This is a genomic window from Streptomyces sp. YIM S03343, assembly GCF_054729195.1.
This window is the reverse complement of record NZ_JBPUKX010000001.1, coordinates 2213357-2233710: the sequence shown is the minus strand read 5'-3', so window position 1 is coordinate 2233710 and position 20354 is coordinate 2213357. Positions and strand designations below refer to the sequence as shown.

Annotated in this window: 17 protein-coding genes; 12 read left to right on the top strand and 5 right to left on the bottom strand. The window is 71.5% G+C overall.

Annotated features, from left to right (window positions below; genetic code table 11):
* Positions 1–72: 72 nt before the first annotated feature.
* The 4 genes from ACSYGN_RS09595 to ACSYGN_RS09580 all read left to right on the top strand — a co-directional run bounded on the left by ACSYGN_RS09595 (position 73) and on the right by ACSYGN_RS09580 (position 2860).
* Positions 73–927, top strand: a complete 855-nt coding sequence (locus ACSYGN_RS09595; RefSeq protein WP_460393873.1) for a helix-turn-helix transcriptional regulator — start codon at positions 73–75, stop codon at positions 925–927.
* 132 nt (positions 928–1059) lie between these two features.
* Positions 1060–1851 (top strand): COG4705 family protein, encoded by a 792-nt coding sequence (locus ACSYGN_RS09590; RefSeq protein ID WP_460393871.1) that lies wholly within the window; start codon positions 1060–1062, stop codon positions 1849–1851.
* Between the two features lie 62 nt (positions 1852–1913).
* The gene (locus ACSYGN_RS09585; RefSeq protein WP_460393869.1) at positions 1914–2093 is read left to right on the top strand and encodes a hypothetical protein; all 180 of its coding nucleotides are present in this window, start codon (positions 1914–1916) and stop codon (positions 2091–2093) included.
* Positions 2094–2107: 14 nt separating this feature from the next.
* A complete protein-coding gene (locus tag ACSYGN_RS09580) occupies positions 2108–2860 on the top strand; it encodes a hypothetical protein (protein ID WP_460393867.1) in 753 nt (250 codons plus the stop codon).
* 380 nt (positions 2861–3240) lie between these two features.
* Here ACSYGN_RS09580 and meaB read toward each other — a convergent pair whose 3' ends face one another.
* The 4 genes from meaB to ACSYGN_RS09560 all read right to left on the bottom strand — a co-directional run bounded on the left by meaB (position 3241) and on the right by ACSYGN_RS09560 (position 9003).
* Positions 3241–4227: a methylmalonyl Co-A mutase-associated GTPase MeaB gene (meaB, locus tag ACSYGN_RS09575; RefSeq protein WP_460393865.1), complete on the bottom strand. Its 987-nt coding sequence runs from the start codon at positions 4225–4227 to the stop codon at positions 3241–3243.
* A 6-nt stretch (positions 4228–4233) separates the two neighbouring features.
* The gene (gene scpA / locus ACSYGN_RS09570) at positions 4234–6426 is read right to left on the bottom strand and encodes a methylmalonyl-CoA mutase (protein WP_460393863.1); all 2193 of its coding nucleotides are present in this window, start codon (positions 6424–6426) and stop codon (positions 4234–4236) included.
* Positions 6427–6434: 8 nt separating this feature from the next.
* Positions 6435–8303, bottom strand: coding sequence for a methylmalonyl-CoA mutase family protein (locus ACSYGN_RS09565; protein WP_460393861.1), 1869 nt, complete (start codon positions 8301–8303; stop codon positions 6435–6437).
* A gap of 208 nt (positions 8304–8511) precedes the next feature.
* Positions 8512–9003, bottom strand: coding sequence for a MarR family winged helix-turn-helix transcriptional regulator (locus ACSYGN_RS09560; protein WP_460393859.1), 492 nt, complete (start codon positions 9001–9003; stop codon positions 8512–8514).
* A gap of 154 nt (positions 9004–9157) precedes the next feature.
* On the opposite strand from ACSYGN_RS09560, the gene ACSYGN_RS09555 reads away from it, so the two are divergent.
* Positions 9158–9676, top strand: a complete 519-nt coding sequence (locus tag ACSYGN_RS09555; protein ID WP_460393857.1) for a YceI family protein — start codon at positions 9158–9160, stop codon at positions 9674–9676.
* Positions 9677–10031: 355 nt separating this feature from the next.
* On the opposite strand, the gene ACSYGN_RS09550 is transcribed toward ACSYGN_RS09555, so the two are convergent.
* Positions 10032–11759: a hypothetical protein gene (locus tag ACSYGN_RS09550; protein ID WP_460393855.1), complete on the bottom strand. Its 1728-nt coding sequence runs from the start codon at positions 11757–11759 to the stop codon at positions 10032–10034.
* Positions 11760–11970: 211 nt separating this feature from the next.
* Here ACSYGN_RS09550 and ACSYGN_RS09545 point away from each other — a divergent pair, with 211 nt between their 5' ends.
* The 7 genes from ACSYGN_RS09545 (at position 11971) to ACSYGN_RS09515 (ending at position 20256) form a co-directional block, all read left to right on the top strand.
* Positions 11971–12354, top strand: coding sequence for a cell division protein SepF (locus tag ACSYGN_RS09545; RefSeq protein ID WP_460393853.1), 384 nt, complete (start codon positions 11971–11973; stop codon positions 12352–12354).
* A gap of 218 nt (positions 12355–12572) precedes the next feature.
* Positions 12573–13760 (top strand): AAA family ATPase, encoded by a 1188-nt coding sequence (locus ACSYGN_RS09540; RefSeq protein WP_460393851.1) that lies wholly within the window; start codon positions 12573–12575, stop codon positions 13758–13760.
* A gap of 25 nt (positions 13761–13785) precedes the next feature.
* Complete coding sequence (locus ACSYGN_RS09535) at positions 13786–14133, top strand: nucleotide pyrophosphohydrolase (RefSeq protein ID WP_460393849.1); 348 nt, start codon at positions 13786–13788, stop codon at positions 14131–14133.
* 201 nt (positions 14134–14334) lie between these two features.
* Positions 14335–14799, top strand: a complete 465-nt coding sequence (locus ACSYGN_RS09530; protein ID WP_460393847.1) for a DUF6099 family protein — start codon at positions 14335–14337, stop codon at positions 14797–14799.
* 169 nt (positions 14800–14968) lie between these two features.
* Entirely contained in the window at positions 14969–15898 is a 930-nt protein-coding gene (locus ACSYGN_RS09525; protein ID WP_460393845.1) for an LLM class F420-dependent oxidoreductase, read from the top strand.
* Between the two features lie 132 nt (positions 15899–16030).
* Positions 16031–17686, top strand: a complete 1656-nt coding sequence (locus ACSYGN_RS09520; RefSeq protein WP_460393843.1) for a 3' terminal RNA ribose 2'-O-methyltransferase Hen1 — start codon at positions 16031–16033, stop codon at positions 17684–17686.
* A complete protein-coding gene (locus ACSYGN_RS09515) occupies positions 17683–20256 on the top strand; it encodes a polynucleotide kinase-phosphatase (RefSeq protein ID WP_460393841.1) in 2574 nt (857 codons plus the stop codon). The genes ACSYGN_RS09520 and ACSYGN_RS09515 overlap by 4 nt, the downstream gene beginning before the upstream one ends.
* Positions 20257–20354: the final 98 nt, after the last annotated feature.

The following is a 20354-nucleotide window of genomic DNA, read 5'->3' as shown; positions in this document are numbered from 1 at the left end:
GGCCAGATGTCCCGGCTTCCTGGGAACGGCAGTACCAGGAAGACCGGAGAACGGGCAGGCACACTGGCTGTCATGGCGACGACGGAATTCGGGCAGGCGGTACGCCGGTGGCGCGACCGGATGCCGCCGGAAGCCGCCGGACTGCCCGTCGGCGGTCAGCGGCGTGCCCCGGGGCTACGACGGGAGGAACTGTCCCTGCTGGCGGGGATCTCGGTGGACTACATCACCCGGCTTGAACAGGGCCGGGCCACCAGCCCCTCCGAACAGGTCGTCGAAGCCCTGGCCCGGGCCCTGCGCCTGACGGACGTCGAGCGTGCCTACCTCTTCCGGCTGAGCGGGCTTCGACCACCGGGGCCCGACACCATGCCCACCCACCTCACCCCGAGCGTGCAGCGCATCCTCGACCGGCTGACCGGCACCCCCGTCGCCGTCTACGACGCCGCCTGGACCCTGCTCCTCGCCAATGTGCCCTACGCCGCCCTCATGGGCGATCCGTCCGGCTGGAGCGGTCACCGGCGCAACGGGGTGTGGCGCACCTTCCTCGGCCTGAACGACCGGGTGCGACGCACTCCGCAGTCACAGCGCGAGCTGGAGACCGCCCTGGTCGCCGACCTCCGCACGGCCACCTCACGCTACCCGGCCGACCCGCGGCTCAGGCACCTGGTCGCCGAACTCCTCGCCCACAGCGCCCGGTTCGCCGAGTTGTGGGAGACCGGCATCACCGGCCGTCACGAGGCGTCCCGCAAGACGATCGACCATCCGCACGCCGGTGCGGTCACCCTCGACTGCGACATCCTGACCGTGGCGGGCAGCGATCTGCACATCATGGTCTACACGGCCGAACCCGGCACGGAGGACGCCGAACGCCTCGCACTGATCACCACACTCGGCACACAGACACTCCTACCGTCGACACACGTCACGTGACCAGGAATTTCGGCAACCGCTCAGGTTGCTTTCAGGTTGTCCGCGTGAATTCAAAATTCATGCACCAGGGCCCTCAAAACCATGGCAAAGGCCCCTGGGGCACCAGGAGTTCACTGTGTCATCGTGCGGTTCATGTTCACAGAGCACCTCCTCGACGACCGTTCCCTTGTTCCTCTCCGCACCATGGCGAACAAGGTGCCGGAAGTGACCGTCTACTTCTGGATCATCAAGGTGCTCACCACCGGAATGGGCGAGACGGCGTCGGACCTCCTGGCACGAGTCCTCGGCCCGGTGCCCGCGGTCGCGCTCGGCGGTCTCGCCCTGGTGGTCTCGCTGGTCGTGCAGTTCGCTGTCCGCCGGTACATCGCCTGGGTGTACTGGACCGCCGTCGTCATGGTCAGCGTGTTCGGCACGATGGCCGCCGACGTACTGCACATCGGCCTCGGCGTGCCGTACGCGGTGTCCACCCCGTTCTTCCTCGTCGCACTGGCCGCGGTCTTCGCCCTCTGGTACGCCGTCGAGCGCACCCTTTCCATCCACAGCATCCGCACCCGCCGCCGTGAGAGCTTCTACTGGGGGGCCGTACTCGCCACCTTCGCCCTCGGCACCGCCGCCGGCGACCTCACCGCCACCACCGGCTTCGGCTATCTCGGTTCGGTCGCCCTCTTCGCCGCCGCGATCTGTGTCCCCGCGATCGCCCACCGCTACGCCGCCCTGAACGCCGTCACCGCCTTCTGGACGGCCTACGTCATCACCCGCCCCCTCGGCGCCTCCCTCGCCGACTGGATGGCTCTCGCCCACAAACGGGGCGGCCTCGAACTGGGCCTGGGACCGGTCACCGCCGCCTGGACGGTCGCCATCGTCGCGTTCGTCGGCTACTTGGCCGTGTCCCGGCGGGATACGGCCGGTGTTGGAACGGTCTGATTCCATGGGGCCCGGGTGACCGTCCTGGGACCCGTCGTCCTACCTGACGTTGAGGGGAGCTCGTGGTGCGCCCCTTCCGGTTCCGTGAGGCGGGCGCCTTCTGGGGGGTGGCGGACGAACCCGAACTGGCCTTCAGGATGCACGCGTTGCTGGGGGGCACCCCCGCGTACAAGGAGATGTGCGGGGGCGCGGGGCCCGACGGCCTCGCGGATTTCGACCGCTGGGTGGCCACCGGCTGCTGAATCCGGCGTCCGCCATGTTCCGTGAGGGCGGGCTGCTGCTGCGCGAGGAGCCCTCGATCTCGGACCCGACCTCGTACGCCGCCGTCCTGGCGGCGGTGAGCGCCGGTCATCACCGGCGGTCCGAGATCGCCGGTGCGCTGGGGCGGCCGAGCAGTGCGCTGGCGCACCTGCTCTCCGGACTTCAGGACATCGGGCTGCTGGAGCAGACCGAGGACGCCATAAGGGACAAGCGGAGCGTCTTCCGGGTGGCGGAGCCCGTGGTACGACTCCACCAACTGCTGATCCAGCGGCATGAACCGGAACTCGTGGTGGGCATGGCCGACCGGGTGTGGGAGGAGAACGCGGACACCGTCGCCGGGAAGATCTACGGCCCCCACTTCGAGGAACTCGCCCGCCAGTGGTGCTTCGAGCACGCGGCACCGGAGACTCTCGGCGGCCGTCCGAGCTGGGTACGCCCGACCGAGATCGCGTGCAGGGAACACCGCCAGGGCCACGAACTGGACCTCGTCGTGGCGGAGTCGCCCGCGTTCGGGACCGACCGGATCACGGCGATCGGTGAGGCGAAGGGCACTCTCACGCCTGTGAGCCTGCCGCAGTTGGAACGCCTGGAACATCTGCGGGGGCTGCTGCCCGCCGCCCGCGTGGCCGCACTGCCCAAGCTGCTGCTCTTCGCCCGCTCCGGCTTCACCGCCGACCTCCGCCGGGAGGCCGACCGGCGAGGCGACGTCGAGCTGATCGACATGGCACGTCTGTACCACGGCGAATGACGCTCGTGCCCGACCGTGCACGGGCCGTACGCCGTACGCCGGATGCGGGACCGCGGTCGCGGTCGCCGAATGATGCGGCGGATGTCGTCCCGGGCCACCCTCGGTGGCGGGGACCCCGGGGCCGAGACCGGCGCCGTCGGCGCGGCGGGCCTCACCCGGCTCGGTGGCCACGACTTCGGGGACGGTCGGGGGAGGGGAGAGGGTTCGGCATCCCACCCGTGCTGCCGCCGCACTGCGGTGCAGTGGGACCTGCCCGCTGGGGTCCAACGGCCCTGTCCCGGGGCGAAGGTGAGGCGGTTGACTTGGTGACGGCCCGGGTGGAGTCGTCTTCTCCTCCGCCCGGGCCATTGGCATGCGGACGCCGTCCCGTGGCGGTGGCCTCAGCCCGCCCCGCCGAACGCCTCCAGGATCCGTTCCGCCGCCGTCGTCGCCGTCAACCGGCCTTCCCTCACCTGCTGTTCGAGGCCGGGCGTCAGCTCCCGTACCGCAGGGTCGGAGTGCAGCCGGGTCAGCAGCTCGTCGTGGACCATCGACCAGGTCCAGCCGACCTGCTGATCGCGCCGCTTCGTGGCCAGCCGGCCGGTCCCGTCCAACAGCGAGCGGTGCTGTTCCAGCCGCTCCCAGACGATGTCAAGACCCATCGACTCACGGGCGCTGCAACTCAGCACCGGCGGAGTCCAGAACGCGTGCCTGCCGTGCATCAGCCGTAGCGCGCCTGCCAGTTCACGGGCGGCGGCGCGGGCGTCGCGCTCGTGCGGGCCGTCCGCCTTGTTGACGGCGATGACGTCGGCCAGCTCCAGCACGCCCTTCTTGATGCCCTGGAGCTGGTCCCCGGTGCGGGCCAGCGTCAGCAGCAGGAAGGAGTCGACCATGTCGGCGACCGCGGTCTCGGACTGGCCGACGCCGACGGTCTCCACCAGGATCACGTCGTAACCGGCCGCCTCCATCACGACCATGGACTCACGGGTGGCCTTGGCGACCCCGCCCAGGGTGCCCGCGCTGGGGGACGGCCGTACGAAGGCGTCGGGGTCGACCGCCAGACGCTCCATGCGGGTCTTGTCGCCCAGGATGGAGCCGCCGGTGCGGGTGGAGGACGGATCGACGGCGAGCACTGCCACCCGGTGCCCCAGCGAGGTCAGCTGCGTGCCGAACGCGTCGATGAACGTCGACTTGCCCACCCCCGGCACACCGCTGACGCCGATGCGCCGAGCCCGGCCGCTGTGCGGGAGCAGCTCGGTGAGCAACTCCTGCGCCAGCGCCCGGTGCTGCGGCCGGGTGGACTCGACGAGGGTGATGGCGCGGGCCACGATCGCCCGCTTCCCGTCGAGCACGCCCTTCACATACGCGTCCAGTTCGATCGCTGCCATGGGCGGCTACAGCTCGTGGCCGAGGTCGGCGGCCAGCCGCTTCACCAGGTCGTACGCCGCGTCCGGGATCACCGTCCCGGGCGGGAACACGGCCGCGGCACCCATCTCCAGGAGCGTCGGCACGTCCTGCGGCGGGATCACCCCGCCGACCACGATCATGATGTCCCCCCGGCCCTCCTCGGCGAGCTGCTCGCGCAGCGCCGGTACGAGGGTGAGATGACCGGCGGCCAGCGAGGACACGCCGACCACATGGACGTCGGCCTCCACCGCCTGCCGGGCGACCTCCGCCGGGGTCTGGAACAGCGGGCCGACATCGACGTCGAAGCCGAGGTCGGCGAAGGCGGTCGCGATCACCTTCTGGCCGCGGTCGTGGCCGTCCTGGCCCATCTTGGCGACCAGGATGCGCGGACGGCGCCCCTCGGCCTCCTCGAAGGCGTCCACCAGGGCGCGGGTGCGGTCCACGTTCGGGGACTCGCCTGCTTCGTTGCGGTACACGCCGGAGATCGTACGGATCTGGCTCGCGTGACGGCCGTAGACCTTCTCCAGGGCGTCGGAGATCTCTCCGACGGTCGCCTTGGCACGGGCCGCTTCGACGGCCAGCTCCAGAAGATTGCCGTCGCCGTCCGCCGCCCGGGTCAGCGCGTCCAGCGCGTCACGGCAGACGGTCTCGTCACGCTCAGCGCGCAGCCGCCGCAGCTTCTCGACCTGCTGGGCACGCACCGAGGAGTTGTCGACCTTCAGGACCTCTATCTGCTCGTCGCTGTCCACCCGGTACTTGTTGACCCCGATCACCGGCTGCCGCCCGGAGTCGATACGGGCCTGGGTGCGGGCCGCCGCCTCCTCCACACGCAGCTTGGGGATCCCGGCGTCGATGGCCTGCGCCATGCCGCCCGCCTGCTCGACCTCCAGGATGTGCTGCCACGCCTTGCGCGCGAGGTCGTACGTCAGCTTCTCCACGTAGGCGCTGCCGCCCCACGGGTCGATGACACGGGTGGTGCCCGACTCCTGCTGGATGAGGAGCTGGGTGTTGCGGGCGATACGCGCCGAGAAGTCGGTGGGCAGCGCCAGCGCCTCGTCGAGGGCGTTGGTGTGCAGCGACTGGGTGTGGCCCTGGGTCGCCGCCATCGCCTCGACACAGGTGCGCGTCACGTTGTTGAACACGTCCTGCGCGGTCAGCGACCAGCCGGAGGTCTGCGAATGGGTGCGCAGCGAGAGTGACTTGGGGTTCTTCGGCTCGAACTGGGCGACCAGCTTGGCCCACAGCAGGCGGGCCGCGCGCAACTTGGCGATCTCCATGAAGAAATTCATGCCGATCGCCCAGAAGAACGACAGACGCGGCGCGAACGCGTCGACGTCCAGGCCGGCTTCACGCCCTGCGCGGATGTACTCCACCCCGTCCGCCAGCGTGTACGCCAGCTCCAGGTCGGCCGTCGCACCCGCCTCCTGGATGTGATAGCCGGAGATCGAGATGGAGTTGTAGCGAGGCATCCGCTGCGAGGTGTACGCGAAGATGTCGGAGATGATCCGCATCGACGGCTTCGGCGGATAGATGTACGTGTTGCGGACCATGAACTCCTTGAGGATGTCGTTCTGGATGGTCCCCGCCAGCTTCTGAGGCGGCACGCCCTGTTCCTCCGCCGCCACGATGTACAGCGCCAGCACCGGCAGCACGGCGCCGTTCATCGTCATCGACACCGTCATCCGGTCCAGCGGGATCCCGTCGAACAGCTGGCGCATGTCGTAGATCGAGTCGATCGCCACGCCCGCCATGCCGACGTCACCGGTCACCCTCGGGTGGTCGGAGTCGTAACCCCGGTGCGTGGGAAGGTCGAACGCGACCGACAGGCCCTTCTGGCCGGCCGCCAGATTGCGCCGGTAGAACGCGTTGGACTCCTCGGCGGTGGAGAAGCCCGCGTACTGGCGGATCGTCCAGGGCTGGTTGACGTACATCGTCGCGTAAGGGCCGCGCAGATACGGCGCGATGCCCGGGTAGGTGCCCAGGAAGTCCAGGCCCTCCAGATCGCGCCCCGTGTAGAGCGGCTTGACGGCGATGCCCTCGGGCGTCTCCCACAGCGGCTCCTCGGAGCCGGTGGCCGCCTTGAGGGCCGTACGCCACGCGTCCGCGCCGCCGTCGGCGGACGGCTGTCCAGGTTGTCCAGGGGTCCCCAGGTCGATCCCGGAGAAGTCGGGGATTCCCATCCGGCCCATCAGGACACTCCCATCCGGTCCAAGGTCGCGGACAGCACCGCCACGGCGTCGCAGCCCGCGAAGACGTACGAGTCGACCGCCGGGTACCCGGCCGGACGGCCCGCCAGGAACACATGCCTGGCACCGGCCGACTTGAGCCCCTCGGCGGCCTGCGCCGCCTGCTCCTCGTACAGTGCGTCGCTCGAGCACAGTACGGCCTCGGCGGCCCCGCTGTCCTCGAAGCCGCCCCCGGTGACCGGCTCGATGCCGCCCGCCTGGAAGAGGTTCGCGGCGAATGTGGCCCGCGCGGTGTACGCGGCGGCCGGTCCGATCGTCGCCAGGTGGATCCGTGGACGGCTGCCGGTCGCCGCGAGATGGGCGTCGGAGCGGGCCCGCAGCGCCTCGAACGCCTCGTCGCGCCGTACCCGGGGCAGCCCGCCCTTGAGCGGCTCCGGTGCCGGCTCGCGGGTCACCGGCTTCTCGACCAGGTCCGGGAATTCGCTGACGCCGGTGATCGGTTCGCGCCGCTTGGCGAGCTTCGCGCTGCGCGCCTGCCAGGTCTCGGCAAGTTCCCCGCCGAGCCGCCCGGAGCGCAGTACCGCAGCCTGGCCGCCGTCCCGCTCGATCCCGCGGAAGAACTCCCAGGCGGCGTGCGCGAGTTCGTCGGTCAGCCGCTCCACGTACCAGGAGCCGCCCGCCGGGTCGATCACCTGCGCCAGATGCGACTCCTCGACCAGGATCGACGAGGTGTTGCGGGCGATACGGCGTGCGAACGCGTCCGGCAGGCCCAGCGCGTGGTCGAACGGCAGCACCGTCACCGAGTCCGCGCCGCCGACCCCGGCGGCCAGCGTGGCGACCGTGGTGCGCAGCATGTTCACCCACGGATCGCGACGCGACATCATCACCGGCGAGGTCACCACGTGCTGGAGCTGGGCGCCCGCGCCCTTCGCGCCGCTCACCTCCGCGACCCGCGCCCACAGCCGCCTGGCCGCGCGCAGCTTTGCGATGGTCAGGAACTGGTCGGCGGTGGCCGCGTAGCGGAACTCCAGCTGGGCGAGCGCCTGTTCCACCGGCAGCCCGGCCTCGGTCAGTGCGCGCAGATACGCGACGCCGGTGGCGAGGGACGCGCCCAGCTCCTGCGCGGCCGAGCCGCCCGCCTCGTGGTACGGCAGGGCGTCCACCGTGAGGGCCCGCAGCCCCGGGTACCGCTCGGCGCAGCGTACGGCGAGTCCGGCGGCCGGGGCGAGGTCGAGCGGCTCGCCGGTGCGGGCCTCGTACGCCAGTGGGTCGGCACCGAGGTTGCCGCGCGCCGTCTTGGCGGCGACCCCGCGTTCCTCGTGGACGCGCCACAGCTCCCGGGCGGCGGCCTCGGCCTCGGCACCCGGGTCGAGGACGACCGGGGCCAGATCGAGATACACCCCCTCCAGGACCGCGCCGAGCGAGCCGACGGGGATCCCGCCGTCGCCGGTGACCAGCCACAGGGAGGTGGCGCCGTTCTCCAGATCCGCGAGGACCGCGCCGTCCTGCACCGCCGTGTGACGCTGGCGCACGTCCCAGCCGCCGGTGAGGTTCCCCTCCGCACGGCCGCCCCGGACGTACGGCGCGAAGCCGGGGAAGCCCGTGTCGGGCGCGGTGTGGTGCGAGGCGCCGGGCGCGGTGCCGTGCTTGGCGCCATGCGCAGTGTCGTTCGCGGTGTCGTTCGCCGTGTAGAGGGGGCGGGTGCGCAGCCCGTCCTCCAACGTCGTGGACAGGGCCTCCTCTGCGGCAGTGCCGGAGACTTCCTTGCCCGACTTGCGCAGCACGCCCTCGACGAGGCGTTGCCACTGCTCATGTGTCGCGTCAGGGAACTCGGCGGCCAGGGAGAGCCCGTTCTCAGGCAAGACCGTCATGTTCGGATGCTAGGGGTGCGGACTAAAGCCGGGGCGCAGCCGGGCCTGTGACCTTGCCCTCTCCCGAGTTGTGACGTGGGCCTCTTGGGGTGGGGTCCGGGGCCGGTCGGGTAGGGGGCGGGGGCTCTTGGGGCCTTTCGGGCTCGGCTCGGTGTTCGGAGCAGTGCTCGGAGCGGTGTTCGGAGCAGTGCTCGGAGCAGTGCTCGGCTCAGTTCTCGACGAGGCCGGGGAGCAGACCGTTCACGGCCTCGCGCTGGGCGGGGCCGACGAACTGCTCCAGCGCCCGCTTCACGGTCTCGGCGAGTGTCCCGGAGGCGTCCTTGAGGAGATCGCGGGCCTTGCCGGTGAGGGCGACCTCCACACCGCGCCGGTCCCCGGAGACCGCCTTGCGGTTGACCAGCCCGGCGTGCTGGAGACAGGCGATCTGGTACGTCAGCCGGGTCTTGGGCCGCCCCAGCAGCTCCGCGATCTGTGTCATGCGGAGGCCGTCGGCGGGCTGCTCGGCCAGCAGGCACAGGACCAGGAACTCGTCGTGCGAGACCCCCAGGGACCCCTTGACCACGGTGCGCAGCTCCTGCTCCACCGCTCCCGTCGCCGCCAGCAGGATCATCCAGGCGTGCAGCTCGGCCGGCAGCAGGCCGCCGCCCTGCGCGGAGGGACAAGCGGGCTGGTCGGAGGGGGGTTCCTCGGGGGCGGGCATGCGGCGAGTATACCGCGTTGTCCAATTTTGAATGAGGCGGGATGAAGGGGTTGTTCAATTTTGGATGACCGGTTAACTTGAGGTCATTCAAATTTGGATGATCCAAGGATGATCTCTGGATGATCTGATTTCTGATCCGGACAGGAGTAGAACCATGACCGTCGCCGTGGAAACCGGGCTGTGGCAGCTCGACCCGACCGCCTCCACCGTCGCCGTGCGCCATCGGACGATGTGGGGTCTGGTCACCGTGAAGGGCGGCTTCGGCACCGTCGGCGGCCGTGGTGAGGTCCAGGCCGACGGCTCCGCGACCGGCACCGTGACCATCGGTGCCGCCTCCCTGGACACCAGGAACGGCAAGCGCGACAAGCATCTGCGGTCCGCCGACTTCTTCGACGCCGAGCAGCACCCGGAGATCGTCTTCGCGGTGCGTACCGCGGGGCCGCTCACCGAGGAGGGCACGGTCCCGGTCGGCGGTGAGCTGACCGTGCGGGGCATCACCCGGCCGCAGGACCTCACCGCCCGCGTCACCGGCGCGGACACCGGGGCGGTCACCCTGGAGACGGAGTTCACCGTGGACCGGGAGCAGTTCGGCATGAGCTGGAACCAGCTGGGGATGCTGCGCGGTCTGACGACGGTCGTCGCCACGCTGCGGTTCACGCGCGCGGAGGCGTGAGCGGGCGGGGCGTGAACGAAGGGCACGCGCGCGTGGGGATGTGCGCGACGTGCGCACGGTGCGCACGGTGCGCATGGTGCGCATGGTGCGTGCGGGATGGGGATGGGGATGGGGATGGGCGCCACGCGCGCGTGCGGCCGAGATGGGTGGCACGCGCGCGTGGACGCAGAAATGAGCTCCACGCGCGCGCTGGCGGGAGTCGGGTGCGCGCGCGTGGAGGCATGAGGGGCGGTGAGCCCGGGCGGCCCGCCCCCGGTCAGGGACGGCGTCGCGGATCCGGGCCGCCGCGGCCGGCGGCGGTGGACGGACCCGGAGGCCGCCCGGGGCCCGTCCACCGCCGCTGCCGTACGGCCGCCTACCGCCGCTGCGGCAGCCGTACGTCCGTGGACGAGAGGGTCTGTGGCGTGGCCGTGAACGCCCGCAGCCGGACCCGGACTCCGTTGCGGGGCAGGTCCCAGTGCCCCGACACCGGCCGGAGCACGACGTTTGCGCTGCTGTGCGCCGGAAGCGTGGCCGGGCCCTCGGTCAGGTCCCAGAATCTGCTCATGCCCTGTCCGGTCGTGACCATGAAGTGCGGGGTCAGGGTGCTGTCACCCGCGTTGGTGACCTTCAGTGTCAGCCGGGACAGGGCGGTGCCCGAGGCACGCTTGGCGGCGACGACCTGCATCCGCAGCGGGGGAGTGCCGGTGACGGCCAGCACCGCGCTCAGCAGCGCCGGGGCCACCAGCAGGGCCGACACGGTGACCAGGGCCGTACGTCGGTGCGGTCCGGTGATCAGCCGCGGCCGGGGCTGCCAGGCACCGGCGAACTCGGAGGCGGGCGCGGTGACGGCGGCGGCCAGCCACAGCGGGGTCATCATCAGGTAGTAGCCGTCCTGGGACCGGGTCGCCAGGAAGAATGCGAGCCAGGGCAGTACGGTCGCCGCCGGGCCCAGCCGCCGCATGAAGAGCACGAGCAGCGCCAGCAGGGCCGCGGCGAGCAGGAGGCTGGCGTGCGAGTACCAGTCCAGCCGGTTGCTGCCGTTGGTCATGTACAGCGAGATGTCGACCAGACCCTGGCCGTGCAGGACGGCGCCCTGGGTGAGCGGCAGCGCGATGCCTTTCAGCCACTGACCCGGCTCGTGCACGATGAAGTAGGTGTTGACCAGCAGCCAGACGAGGGCGGCGATCCCGACGACACGGAGCACGACGTACGCGGCCTGCCGGGCTCCCAGTTCGCCGCGGCGCACCGAGTAGATGCAGGCGAGCAGGAACGGCGCGACGAACCAGGGCAGTTGCTGCGCGGCGCAGGCCAGGCCGAGGCATACCGCCCGTGCGACGCCTGCGGCGCCGAGCCGTCCGCCCTGTCCTGTACGTGGGAAGCGCACCACCACCGGGATGAGCAGTGCCAGACCGAGGATCGCGGGGTAGCCGAGGCGGGCGTAGGTGGGCAGAAAGGCGAAGCCGAGGCAGGTCATGGTCGCCGCCGAGCGCCACGGCACCGGCAGCATCCGCCACAGTACGGCCGTGGCGGCGAGCAGGGCGACGGTGCTGACCGCCGTCGCCGCGCTGCCGGCGTGGTGCAGCCACAGCAGCGGCGCGGTGAGCAGCATCTCGAGCGGGGGGTAGCCGTAGGTGTAGTCGTACGTGCCGCTCACCGTCGGGGTGAGCGCGATGCCCGTGTTGTGGAAGAGGAAGGGCCACGGCTGGCCGTAGGCGGCGTGTCCGGAGACGAGCTCATTTGCCGCCTGGGTGGTCAGCACGGCCTCGTCGCCGCCGTTGTGGGCCATCACCCAGGCACAGAGGGTGAGTGTCATCGCGGTGATCAGGACGACCAGGTCCACGCGGGCGAGCGAGCGCGTACGGCGGACCGTCAGCGCGAGCACGCCGCACACCAGGATCGAGGCGTAGCAGAGCGAGACGATTGCGGCCACGGCCGGACGGTGGGTGGCCGCCGAGGTCCAGATCGCCCGGGTGCCGATGAAGAGGCTGACATCGGCGAGCAGGGTCAGGACGCGATGCCACTGAGCGGGGGGTTCCGGGGCGGACACCGCCGACTGTGCCCGCCGACCGGGTGCCACCCGCTGTGTTTCTGCCAAGTGCACGTCACCGCACGCTAATAGGGGCCGGTGAGCGGGGCCCCGAAGGATGTGAAGAGTCCGGTGTGAGCGCGGTAAGAACCACCGTATTCGGCGCGGATCGGAACAGAAGTGGCTGTCGGCGTGTCACACCGTGTCGTTGTTGGGCCGATCGGGTGACTTGCCGTAAGAATTGGCCGGTGCAGGCAATGACAGCGAGCCAGGTCGGGGGGAGCCGGTGAACCGTCGCGACGTCACCGATGAACAGTGGGAAGGACTCGCCCAGGTCGTGCCCCTGCGCGGCCGGGACGCCTGGCCGTCGGCGGTGGACCACCGCGCCAGGCCCGAGGCCGAGACGGAGGCGCGGCGCCGGTTCGTCGTGCTGCGCGTCAATGTCTTCGCGGACGCGCGCGAGGTCGCCGAGACCCTGATGTCGGGCATTCCGGTCCTGCTCGACCTGACCGGCGCGGAGGGCGACGTCGCCAAGCGCGTCCTGGACTTCAGCACGGGCGTCGTCTTCGGTCTGTCGAGCGGGATGCACCGGGTCGACCGCAACGTCTTCCTGCTGACCCCACCGGGCACGGAGGTCAGCGGGCTGATGGCGGGGATGCCTACCGGCTGACGGCGCAGGGAGCCCTGCGTCGTGGGGCGGCTTCGGGACGAGGTCGCCCGGGGCGGACCTCGTGGGTCCGGACGGACCGAGCCGGGGGTCCCGGCTTCGTCCGCCTGGGGTGCGGCGGGCCCCGGTGGCAGGCCGCGTCAATGCGGGTGGTCCCCCGGGGGTGGGAAGGGCGGGGTGCAGGAACGGTTCGGCCGGTGGGGCGGGTCTACGGTCCGCACATGACCGTGCCCTACGTGACACCGGGCGGCGCTGTCGCGCTGGAGACGCCCCCGCGGTCCTCCGGCCGGCTCCGGCCTCATGTCACCGAGCTGCATCTCTCCGCGTTCGCCGGACACCGGCGGGCCGGGTTCCCGCTCGGGGCGGTCACCTTGTTCGCCGGGCCCAGCGGCTGCGGCAAGAGCAGCGCGCTCAGGGCGTACGAGGCTCTCGCGCGGCTCGGCGGCGGGGCCACCGTCGGCGAGGTGTTCCCGGACCCCGTCGCCTGTGTACCGGAGCGGTCCAGGCCCGACGCGCTGCGCCGCCGCGGCTTCCGCATCGGCTGCACTTCCGACGGCCCCGCCGGACCGGTCCGGCTCGACCTCGCCGTACAGGCCGAACCGGAGCTGCGCGTCATGGGCGAACGGCTCACGTCCGGCGGACTCGTCCTCCTGGAGACCGCCCTGCGCGACCCCGCCGAGCCCGTCGTCCACGCGGTGTGCGACGCCGCCGGACCCGCACCGGTGACCCGCGCCCCGCTGCCCGACGACCGGCTGGCCACCGCCCTGCTGCCGCTGCGGGTCTCCGGGACGACCCGCGGCCAGCGCCATGTCCTCGCCGCGGCCGAACAGATGCTCGTCGCCTTGCGGTCAGTCTTCGCCTGCGACCCCCGGCCCGGCCTGATGCGTGCCCCCGTCCCGGCCGGTTCCGGACGGCTGCTGCGCGACTGCGCCAACCTCGCCGACGTCCTGCGCCGCACCCGCGCGGAGTGCGCGCAGCGGCACGCCCACCTCGTGGCGGCGGTGCGCGAAGGATGCTCGGGCCATGTCGCCGACCTGCTCGCCGAACCGCTGCCCGACGGCACGGTACGGGCGCTGCTCGACCGCGGCGACGGCTGCCGGACGGACCTCGGCCGCCTCGGCCACGGCGAACTGCGCTACGTCGCCCTCGCCCTGGTGCTGCTCACCGGACCCGGTGTCCTGGAGGTCGACCCGGCAGGTGAGGTGCCCGGTGCCCTCCAGGCGCTCACCGTCCTCGCCGACGGCTTCGACCGCGGCCTCGACGCCGGGCAGCGCGTCCGGCTGCTGCGGCTCGCGGCACGGATGGGTCGGCGTGGGCACATCCGCTGCGTGGGCGCGGTGAGCGACGCCTCCTGGGTGACACGGGCCGCGGGGGTCGCGGGCGTCACGGTGGTACACCTGGACGGTTGAATCCTCCCCTCCCTGAAGGAATCAGGTGAACCAAGAGCCCGAGCAACACCCGGACGTGCCCCGACTCCAGCGCAGGCTGGCCGAGTTCGCCGCCGCGCGGAACTGGCAGCCCTACCACACCCCGAAGAATCTCGTCGCCGCGCTCAGCGTCGAGGCGTCCGAACTGGTCGAGATCTTCCAGTGGCTGACACCCGAGGAGTCCGCCCGCGTCATGGCCGACCCCGGCACCGCGCGCCGGGTCCGGGACGAGGTGGCCGACGTGCTGGCGTATCTGCTCCAGCTGTGCGAGGTGCTCGACGTCGATCCGCTGGCGGCGCTGGAGGAGAAGATCGAGCGCAACGAGGTGCGGTTCCCCAGGCCGGGCGGGGAGTGAGGCAAGGAGTGAACGGCGGGCGGCTGACAGGGAGCCAGCAGGGAGTCCCACCGTCCACTTTCACTCTCCGGAGTCAAAAATGGCTCTGAAATCGATTTGTTGTCCATAGATTTCCGTCTTCCTCTAGCTTTTCGTCCCACCGTCCCTCACTCTGGGTAGTGGACGCGCGACCAGTGCGACGGGGACGGACGGGGACAGCGCATGGATGCGATGCGGCTCATCGTGACAAGCAGACGGGCCCTGGTGGGAAGCGGCGATGTGCCGCAAGTGATGACGGAGGTGTGGCAGGCACAGGCCCTGGCCCAGGCCATCGGCAGCCGTCTCGCGGTCTTCGGACCGCCGGAACTGCGGGGTGAGGCGCTGGGATTGACCGAGCTGGCGGGGCGCGGGTGCGGGGTGCTCGACACGCCTCGGCTCGCGCCGGGTGAGCTGCGGGCGGCGCAGTTGACCGAGTTGGGGGATGCGCGGCAGACATTGCTGTGCCTTGCCGGGCTGCTGGGGGAGGTCGGGATCGCGCTCGTGGGTGCGGCTTGCGCGGCGGGGGAGGAGGGCGCGTACTGGCAGTGCATGGAGGCGATCGATGCGGCGGACGAGGCGCGGGACCGGGTGATGGAGATGCTGCGGAAGCTGGCGGATCGGGAGGCGGTGGTGGCGGAGGCCGGCTAGCGGGGCCCTGCCAGGGTGCGGTGCGGTGGGGTTCTCGCCCCCGCCGCCCCTTCCGGTCCCGTCCTGGGGGCTGCGCCCCCAGACCCCCGTTCGGCCTGGACGGCCTCGTCCTCAAACGCCGGACGGGCTGGTGGGGGCCGGACTGGGTGGGAGCGTGCAGGATGGGGATATGGATGTTCGTCTTCGTATCTTCACCGAGCCTCAGCAGGGCGCTTCGTACGACACCCTGCTCGCCGTGGCCAAGGCCACCGAAGCGCTTGGGTTCGATGCCTTCTTCCGGTCCGATCATTATCTCCACATGGGTGATGTCGACGGGCTGCCCGGGCCCACCGACGCCTGGATCACCCTCGCAGGGCTCGCCCGTGAGACCAGCCGTATCCGCCTCGGCACCCTCATGACCGCCGGTACCTTCCGGCTGCCCGGTGTGCTCGCCATTCAGGTCGCCCAGGTCGACCAGATGTCCGGCGGCCGGGTCGAACTGGGGCTGGGTGCGGGGTGGTTCGAGGCGGAGCACGCTGCCTACGGCATCCCGTTCCCGAAGGAGAAGTTCGACCGGCTGGAGGAGCAACTGGCGATCGTCACCGGGCTCTGGAACACCAAGCTCGGCGACACCTTCGACTTCCACGGCGCCTACTACGACCTCACCGGCTCGCCCGCCCTCCCCAAGCCCGCGCAGGCCAGGATCCCGGTCCTCGTCGGCGGCCACGGAGCCAGCCGCACCCCCCGCCTCGCGGCCCGCTACGCCGACGAGTTCAACATGCCGTTCGCCTCGATCGAGGACAGTGAGCGCCAGTTCGGCCGGGTGCGGGCCGCCGCCGAAGAGGCGGGCCGGGCCGCCGACGACCTCACCTACTCCAACGCCCTCGTCGTATGCGTCGGCAAGGACGATCAGGAGGTCGCCCGCCGCGCCGCCGCGATCGGCCGTGAGGTCGATGAACTGAAGACCAACGGACTCGCCGGTTCCCCGGCCGAGGTCGTCGACAAGATCGGCCGCTATGCCGTGGTCGGCTGTCAGCGCGTCTACCTCCAGGTCCTTGACCTCCACGACCTGGACCACCTGGAGCTGATCGCCGGTCAGGTGCAGTCCCAGCTGTCGTAGGGGTTCGGCGGGATCTGGTGGGGTTCCGGGCGGCCGGAGTGCCGGAATATCCGCGGGCGCTCGCATGATCGATATGGCATGTTGAGTCGGTCGTCGCGGCTCCGGCCGCCCCAACACACCCAAGGCCCGCCCATGTTCCTGACCATCACCACCACCGGCACCCCCGAACACCCAGCCACCGACCTCGGGTTCCTGCTGCACAAGCATCCCGGGAAGGTCCAGGCGTTCAGCACCTCCTACGGCACGGCCCACGTCCTCTACCCCGAGGCCGACGCCGAACGCTGCACGGCGGCGTTGCTGCTGGAGGTCGATCCGGTGGCGCTGGTCAGGCGCGGCAGGGGCAAGGGGCGCGGCGGAGCCCCCGATGCGGCGCTCGCCCAGTACGTCAACGACCGCCCCTACGCGGCCTCTTCACTGCTCGCCGTGGCGCTCAGTTCGGTGTTCTCCAGCGCCATGCGCGGCGTGTGCAGCGCCCTGCCCGAGCGCGCCGCCCAGCCCCTGCCGCTGCGCGTCGAGGTGCCCGCGCTGCCCGCCCGCGGCGGACCGGACCTGGTGCGGAACCTGTTCGAGCCGCTCGGCTGGACGGTCACCGCCGAACCCGTCGCCCTGGACACCGAGTTCCCGGAGTGGGGCGACTCGCGCTACGTCCGCCTCGTCCTGGAGTCGGCGACCCTCACCCTCGCCGCCGCCCTGCGGCATCTGTACGTCCTGCTCCCCGTCCTCGACGACGCCAAGCACTACTGGGTGACGTCCGAGGAGGTCGACAAGCTGCTGCGGGCCGGTGAGGGCTGGCTGCCCGGCCACCCGGAGCAGCGGCTCATCACCAGCCGGTATCTCTCCCGCCGCTGGTCCCTCACGCGCGAGGCGATGGACCGGCTGGAACTGGTCCGGCTCGCCGAGTCCGACGACACCGACGTCGAGGAGATCGACAACGCGGTCGGGGCGGAGGAGGAGAGCGAGGGCCAGGGCCAGAGCCAGAGCGACGCCGGTGAGACCATCACGGCCGAGATAGGCACCGCCGACGCCGCCGACTCCGGCGCCGCCGGTGAGAAGCCCGTTTCCCTCGCCGTGCGCCGCCGGGAGGCGATCCTGGCCGCGCTGAAGGAGTCCGGCGCCGCCCGGGTCCTCGACCTCGGCTGCGGCCAGGGCCAGTTGGTGCAGGCCCTGCTGAAGGACATGGCGTTCGACGAGATCACCGGTGTCGATGTGTCGATGCGGGCGCTCACCACCGCCTCCCGGCGGCTCCGGCTGGACCGCATGGGTGAGCGGCAGGCCTCCCGGGTGCGGCTCCTCCAGGGCTCGCTCACCTACACCGACAAGCGGCTCAAGGGCTACGACGCCGCCGTGCTGAGCGAGGTGATCGAGCACCTCGACCTGCCCCGGCTGCCCGCCCTGGAGTACGCCGTCTTCGGCGCCGCCCGCCCGCGCACAGTCGTCGTGACCACGCCGAACGTGGAGTACAACGTCCGCTGGGAGAGCCTGCCCGTCGGACACACCCGGCACGGCGACCACCGCTTCGAGTGGACCCGCGAGGAGTTCCGCGCCTGGGCGGACTCGGTCGCCGTACGGCACGGTTACCGAGCCGTCTTCCGCTCCGTCGGCGACGACGACCCCGAGGTCGGGCCGCCGACCCAGATGGCCGTGTTCACCCTCCACAACCCCGACCCCGACGACAACCGCAGCCCCAGCCCCAGCCCCAGCCCCAGCCCCAGCCCCAACCCCAGCCCCAGCCCCAGCCCCAATGGGTCCGACAGCAGCACCGCCGCGAAGGAGGCGAAGGCAGCATGACCGAGAACCTCACGGACACCGCGTCCCCCGGACGTGTCCTCCCCGTCACCGACCTGTCCCTCGTCGTCCTCGTCGGCGCCTCCGGCTCCGGCAAGTCCACCTTCGCCCGGCGGCACTTCGCGCCCACCGAGATCATCTCCTCCGACTTCTGCCGCGGCCTCGTCTCCGACGACGAGAACGACCAGAGCGCAACCAAGGACGCCTTCGACGTCCTGCACTACATCGCGGGCAAGCGCCTGGCGGCGGGGCGTCGCACCGTGGTCGACGCGACCAGCGTGCAGTCCGACGCCCGGCAGCAGCTCATCGGCCTGGCCAGGCAGTACGACGTGCTGCCCATCGCCATCGTGCTCGATGTGCCGGAGGAGGTGTGCGCCGAGCGCAACGCGGGCCGCACCGACCGGGCCGACATGCCGCGCCGGGTCATCCGCCGCCACATACGCGAACTGCGGCGCTCGCTGCGGCACCTGGAGCGCGAGGGCTTCCGCAAGGTGCATGTGCTGCGCGGTGCGGAGGAGGCCGAGCGGGCCACCGTCGTCACCGAGAAGCGGTTCAACGACCTGACCCATCTCACCGGCCCGTTCGACATCATCGGTGACATCCACGGCTGCTCGGCCGAACTCGAGTCGCTGCTCGGCAAGCTGGGCTACACCGACGCCGGGCACCCGGAAGGCCGTACCGCCGTGTTCGTCGGCGACCTCGTCGACCGCGGGCCGGACAGCCCGGGCGTGCTGCGCCGGGTGATGTCGATGACCGAGGCGGGCCACGCGCTGTGCGTCCCCGGCAACCACGAGAACAAGTACGGGCGATATCTGAAGGGCCGCAAGGTCCAGCACACGCACGGACTCGCCGAGACGGTCGCGCAGATGGAGGGCGAGAGCGACGAGTTCAAGCGGCGGGTGCGGGAGTTCATCGACGGACTGGTCAGCCACTACGTCCTCGACGGCGGCCGGCTCGTGGTGTGCCACGCCGGTCTGCCGGAGAAGTACCACGGCCGCACCTCCGGCCGGGTCCGCTCGCACGCGCTGTACGGCGAGACCACCGGTGAGACCGACGAGTTCGGGCTGCCGGTGCGCTACCCGTGGGCGGAGGACTACCGCGGCCGGGCCGCCGTGGTCTACGGCCACACACCGGTCCCGGAGGCCACCTGGCTCAACAACACCATCTGTCTCGACACCGGTGCCGTCTTCGGCGGCAAGCTGACCGCGCTGCGCTGGCCGGAGCGGGAACTGGTCGACGTACCGGCCGAGCAGGTGTGGTACGAGCCTGCCAGGCCGCTGCGCAGCGATGCGCCCGGCGGTCATGACGGGCGCCCGCTGGACCTGGCGGACGTGCACGGGCGGCGGGTCGTGGAGACCCGGCACGCGGGCCGGGTCGCGATCCGCGAGGAGAACGCGGCGGCCGCGCTGGAGGTCATGAGCCGCTTCGCGGTGGACCCGCGGATGCTGCCGTACCTCCCGCCGACCATGGCGCCGACGGCGACCAGCCGCGTCGAGGGGTATCTGGAGCACCCGGCCGAGGCGTTCGCACAGTACGCCGAGGACGGGGTGGCGCGGGTCGTCTGCGAGGAGAAGCACATGGGCTCGCGCGCCGTGGCCCTGGTGTGCCGTGACGCGGAGACCGCCGCCAAGCGCTTCGGCGTCACCGCGACCCCGGGCGCACCGGCTCCCACCGGCTCGCTCTGCACCCGTACCGGCCGGCCCTTCTTCGACGACCCGGCGATCACCGAGGAGATCCTCGGCCGGCTGCGCGCGGCGATCGACGCGGCCGGGCTGTGGAGCGGACTAGAGACGGACTGGCTGCTGCTGGACGCCGAGCTGATGCCCTGGTCGCTGAAGGCGCGCGGCCTGCTGCGCAGCCAGTACGCCGCGGTCGGCGCCGCCTCCGGCGCGGTGTTCCCGGGTGCGCTCGCCGCGCTCCAGGGCGCCGCGGACCGCGGTGTCGACGTGGGTGACCTGCTGGCACGGCAGCGCGAACGCGCCGACGACGCGGCCGCGTTCACGGCGGCGTACCGGCGCTACTGCTGGACCACCGACGGCCTCGACGGCGTCCGCCTCGCCCCGTTCCAGATCCTCGCGGCGCAGGGCCGGAGCCTGGCCGCACTGCCGCACGACGAGCAGCTCGCGCTCATCGACCGGCTCGTCGAGCACGACGGCACCGGCCTGCTCCAGACCACCCGGCGGCTCTACGTCGACACCGGCGACCCCGAGTCGGTGCAGGCGGGCGTCGACTGGTGGCTGGAGATGACCGGACGCGGCGGCGAGGGCATGGTCGTCAAGCCGCTCGGAGCGCTGGTGCGCGGCGAGTCCGGCCGGCTGGTCCAGCCCGGCATCAAGTGCCGGGGCCGTGAGTATCTGCGGATCATCTACGGCCCCGAGTACACCCGCCCGGACCACCTCGCCCGGCTGCGGCAGCGGTTCCTCAACCACAAGCGGTCGCTGGCACTGCGCGAGTACGCGCTCGGTCTGGAGGCCCTCGACCGGCTGGCCGGGGGCGAGCCGCTGTGGCGGGTGCACGAGGCGGTGTTCGGGGTGCTGGCCCTGGAGTCGGAGCCGGTCGACCCCCGGCTGTGACCCGGTGCGATCGGTACGGCCCGGCTTGATCGGTACGGGTCCCGGCCCGATCCGCATGGGTGCGCTCCTCGCGCGTGGCATGCTTCGCGTGATCGACA

Coding starts and splice junctions, on each gene's coding strand:
- ACSYGN_RS09595 (WP_460393873.1), top strand. CDS start 73: ATGGCGACGACGGAATTCGGGCAGGCGGTACGCCGGTGGCGCGACCGG.
- ACSYGN_RS09590 (WP_460393871.1), top strand. CDS start 1,060: ATGTTCACAGAGCACCTCCTCGACGACCGTTCCCTTGTTCCTCTCCGC.
- ACSYGN_RS09580 (WP_460393867.1), top strand. CDS start 2,108: ATGTTCCGTGAGGGCGGGCTGCTGCTGCGCGAGGAGCCCTCGATCTCG.
- meaB (WP_460393865.1), bottom strand. CDS start 4,227: ATGGCAGCGATCGAACTGGACGCGTATGTGAAGGGCGTGCTCGACGGG.
- scpA (WP_460393863.1), bottom strand. CDS start 6,426: ATGGGAATCCCCGACTTCTCCGGGATCGACCTGGGGACCCCTGGACAA.
- ACSYGN_RS09565 (WP_460393861.1), bottom strand. CDS start 8,303: ATGACGGTCTTGCCTGAGAACGGGCTCTCCCTGGCCGCCGAGTTCCCT.
- ACSYGN_RS09560 (WP_460393859.1), bottom strand. CDS start 9,003: ATGCCCGCCCCCGAGGAACCCCCCTCCGACCAGCCCGCTTGTCCCTCC.
- ACSYGN_RS09555 (WP_460393857.1), top strand. CDS start 9,158: ATGACCGTCGCCGTGGAAACCGGGCTGTGGCAGCTCGACCCGACCGCC.
- ACSYGN_RS09540 (WP_460393851.1), top strand. CDS start 12,573: ATGACCGTGCCCTACGTGACACCGGGCGGCGCTGTCGCGCTGGAGACG.
- ACSYGN_RS09530 (WP_460393847.1), top strand. CDS start 14,335: ATGGATGCGATGCGGCTCATCGTGACAAGCAGACGGGCCCTGGTGGGA.
- ACSYGN_RS09525 (WP_460393845.1), top strand. CDS start 14,969: ATGGATGTTCGTCTTCGTATCTTCACCGAGCCTCAGCAGGGCGCTTCG.
- ACSYGN_RS09520 (WP_460393843.1), top strand. CDS start 16,031: ATGTTCCTGACCATCACCACCACCGGCACCCCCGAACACCCAGCCACC.
- ACSYGN_RS09515 (WP_460393841.1), top strand. CDS start 17,683: ATGACCGAGAACCTCACGGACACCGCGTCCCCCGGACGTGTCCTCCCC.